Annotated in this window: 5 protein-coding genes; 1 reads left to right on the forward strand and 4 read right to left on the reverse strand. The window is 66.0% G+C overall.

All coding sequences use genetic code 11. The annotated features are described in order from the left end of the window. Nucleotides 1-505, forward strand: a 505-nt coding sequence (locus tag PGX04_RS20440) for a zinc-binding dehydrogenase (RefSeq protein ID WP_273740195.1), incomplete at its 5' end; no start/stop codon positions are given. 69 nt (nt 506-574) lie between these two features. Here PGX04_RS20440 and PGX04_RS20445 read toward each other — a convergent pair. The 4 genes from PGX04_RS20445 to PGX04_RS20460 all read right to left on the reverse strand — a co-directional run. Next, the gene (locus PGX04_RS20445; protein ID WP_273740196.1) at nt 575-1363 is read right to left on the reverse strand and encodes a TrmB family transcriptional regulator; all 789 of its coding nucleotides are present in this window, start codon (nt 1361-1363) and stop codon (nt 575-577) included. 57 nt (nt 1364-1420) lie between these two features. Continuing rightward, the gene (locus PGX04_RS20450; RefSeq protein WP_273740197.1) at nt 1421-1825 is read right to left on the reverse strand and encodes a DUF7344 domain-containing protein; all 405 of its coding nucleotides are present in this window, start codon (nt 1823-1825) and stop codon (nt 1421-1423) included. Nucleotides 1826-1913: 88 nt separating this feature from the next. Beyond that, nucleotides 1914-2921 carry a TIGR04024 family LLM class F420-dependent oxidoreductase gene (locus tag PGX04_RS20455; protein WP_273740198.1) on the reverse strand — a complete coding sequence of 336 codons (1008 nt, stop codon included), beginning with the start codon at nt 2919-2921 and terminating at the stop codon, nt 1914-1916. A gap of 189 nt (nt 2922-3110) precedes the next feature. After that, nucleotides 3111-3308, reverse strand: a 198-nt coding sequence (locus PGX04_RS20460) for a DUF8152 family protein (protein WP_273740199.1), incomplete at its 5' end; no start/stop codon positions are given.

The following is a 3308-nucleotide window of genomic DNA, read 5'->3' on the forward strand; positions in this document are numbered from 1 at the left end:
TGGTGTCGGCCACGCGGCCGTCCAGATCGCGGCCGCCGTGAGCGCGCGGGTTATCACCACCGCCGCGGAAGAGTACCACGGTGCGCTCGCCGACTACGGGGCCGAAACGGTGCTCGACTACGGTCGTGACGATCTGGCCGATGCCGTGCTCGAGGCCTCCGAGGGCGGCGTCGACGCCGTGCTCGATCACCGCCTCGACGACTACCTGCAGTTCGACGCGAACGTGGCCGCACAGGGCGCTCGAGTCGTCGGCATCGGCGAGAACAGTCCCGATCCGGGCTTTACGAACGACGGGGCCGCCCGGTCGAAGGACGTCTCCTACCAGTTCATGAGTATGTTCAATACGCCGGATCTGCGCGTGCCGCTGCGAGGCGTCGCTCACCTCATGAATAACGAGGCCCTCTCGATCGACGTGGCGCGGACGTACGACCTCGAGGAGGCCGCCGACGCCCAGCGGGCCGTCATGTCGGATAGCTTCCTCGGAAAACTCGTCGTCGAGCCGTAACGAGCGATCGAGCGCGAAACTGCAATCAGCCGAACACCGAAGCGGGATCGATCGAACGCCGATTCGCGCTCAGTCGAACACAGCGCCCCGATCCAGCCGTGTTCCGAGCAGCTGCCGAATGCCCACGACGAGCCCGTGATCGGGGCCCTCGGAACAGATCGCCGTCTCTTCCGTGTTGCTCGGTCGCGTGCCGTCCGACAGCGCGCTGAGCAGGACCGCCCGGCGGTCGACCAGCAGGATCCGGCTCAGCCACTTGCCCTCGAGTCGCGCCGGATCCGCCGCGAGCGCGGTCGTCGCCACGGCGGCGTCGGGAACGTGCGATCGAATCCGTGCTGCCGTCTCCTCGGACGGGACTTCGATCAGGACGGTGACGCCCGACTCGGACGCCGCTGCCAGCCGATCGCACAGTTCGTCATCGAGCATGTCCTCGTCTGCGATGAGCACGTAAATCTCGTTGGTCGCATCCTCGAGAAGGAGCCCGGTACGATCCGTCACGTTATCGTGATCGGCAATCGCCCACGCGCCTTGCTCCTCCAGTCCTTTCGCTCGCCGAAGCTTCGAGAGGGCGGCATCGGTGGCCTCGAGCGTGGACGCGTACTGTTCGCGAAGGCGGTCGAGGACGGTATCCCGGGGAAGCGCCCGGTACTGACGGGGCTCGGTCTGCTGGATGTCGACGAGCCCCTTTCTGTGCAGCCGTTCGACGGAGTCGTACACGCGGGAGCGGGGGACGTCCGACAACGTGTGGATTTCGGACGCGCTCGCTTTCTGGACGCGAGAGAGGGCGACGAAACAGCGAGCCTCGTACTCGGTGAGGCCGAGTTCGTCGAGGAGCCGCACCGCCTGATTTTCGGTGGGCATACATGCCATTTCTAGGGAATTGGACGGGTATACTACGGGCCTATTTATGCCGGGCCACTATCGAGATTCCCGTGGAGCGCCCTGAACGGCCTCCTGTCGGGAGAGCAGTGCCCGTCCGCGATCGCGGAGCGCGACCGTCTCCGTCGCGGTATCGTAGTCGATGGCCTCCGCGGCCGCCAATTTTGGGATATGCGTGTGGTGGAGCGAGATCCGAACGGCCCGTCGATCTCTCGCGGAGATAGCACCGTGATCCGAGATCGCGTTCGGCTCGGAGCCGGCCTCCTGTGCGGCGATCTCCACGGCGAGTTCCGTGAGCGTGGCGGAGCCGTCGACTTCCTCGAGATACTGCAAGACCGCACGCCGTCGGCGATTTGCCAACAGATCCATCACCGTATCTACGGCGTCGGCACGCGAATCGCCGAATGCGGTGAGACTCTCGGGTGAATTCAGTAGCGGGAGCATACCTCCCATAGGAGCCAGACGGTATATATGCGACGTGTGAGTCCGATCGAAACACTACCGCTGGTTCTCGAGACGAGGTCGGCGACGACTACGCGAGGTCGGCGACCGCTTCCATCGTCGTCCGCTTGTCGTCCTCGGACATTCCGTTGACAAACCCGAGTCGAACGGCGTCGACGCCGTCGATCTCGCTGTACGCCTCGAGCCACTCGCGAACCTCCTCGGGGGTACCCGCGGGAGCCAGCTCGTCGAGTACGGCGTCGGGCAGCGCGTCGGCCATCGCGTCCGTATCTCGGTCGTCCCAGGCGGCCCGGATCTCCTCGACGACATCGGAATAGCCCTGCTCGGCGACCGAGTTCCCGTAGTAGGGGCCGTAGGCCCCGAGCATGAACGCGATACTGCTGCGAGCCTTCGCGCGCGCTTCCTCGCGGTCCTCGGCCGCGATCGCGCGAACGATCGGCGCAACTCGCAGGTCCGAGAGCGCTTTGCCCCCTAACTCGGCACCGCGTTCCAGATCCTCGAGGCGGTCCCGAAGCCCGTCTTTCGTGAATAGCTGGGGGGCCCACCCGTCGCCGAAGCGACCGGCCATCTCGGTGGCTTTGGGGCCGAGGGTGCCGACGTCGATCGGCGGCGGGTTCTCGTGGGGCCCCCGCTCGTAACCCAGCCCTGGAATATCGAAAATGTCTCCCTCGTAGGCGGGGTTGCCCTCCTCGGAGACGTTTCGCATCACGTCGATCACTTCGCGGGTCCGGCGCAGCGGCTGGTCGAACTCCTGGCCGTGCCAGCGCTCGGTGATCGCGGGCGAACTCGGCCCGATTCCGAACCGAAACCGGCCGTCCGTGACGTCCTGCATCGTCAGCGCCGTCTGGGCGAGCATCGACGGCGTCCGCCCGTACGGCGAGATGACGTCGTTCGAAATGCCCAGTTCCTCAGTCCGCTCGGCCGCCAGCGTCAGCGGCGGGACGATGTTCCAGCCGGTCGTCTCGCCGACCGTGATCCGGTCGAAGCCGAGTTCTTCGGCCTGTACGGCCCGCTCGGCGACGCCCTGCGGCCGATCGTAATCGCCGAGGCGTACGAGCAGATCGAGTTCCCCGTTCACAGTGCATCCCTCCGCGTCGGCGCTCGAGTCCCGCATCGAAGTGTCATCATCGAACAATGCGGTACGCACTCACATAAAATTGTAGCGTTTCCGTCCGATCCGTGGCGAGGACGGAACCGGCGAGAAAAGAGCCAGCGCGGTGGGTGTGACAAGAACAGGGGCAGCGAGGACGAAGGAGACGAGCGGAGGTCACTCGGCGAGTATCTCGTCACACAGCCGCCGCGCCGCCTCGAGGTGCTCGCGCGCCTCGCCGTGGTCCGGTTCGCCGGCCGCCGCGAGGAGGTTCCGAACGTTCTCGATCCGCTCGCGTACGATTTCGTGCTCGAGGTCGCTCGTCGCGACGTCGCGAGCCACCGCGTCGGCCTCGCCGAGCCAGCGGTTCGTCTT

Source organism: Natrinema soli (assembly GCF_028618695.1).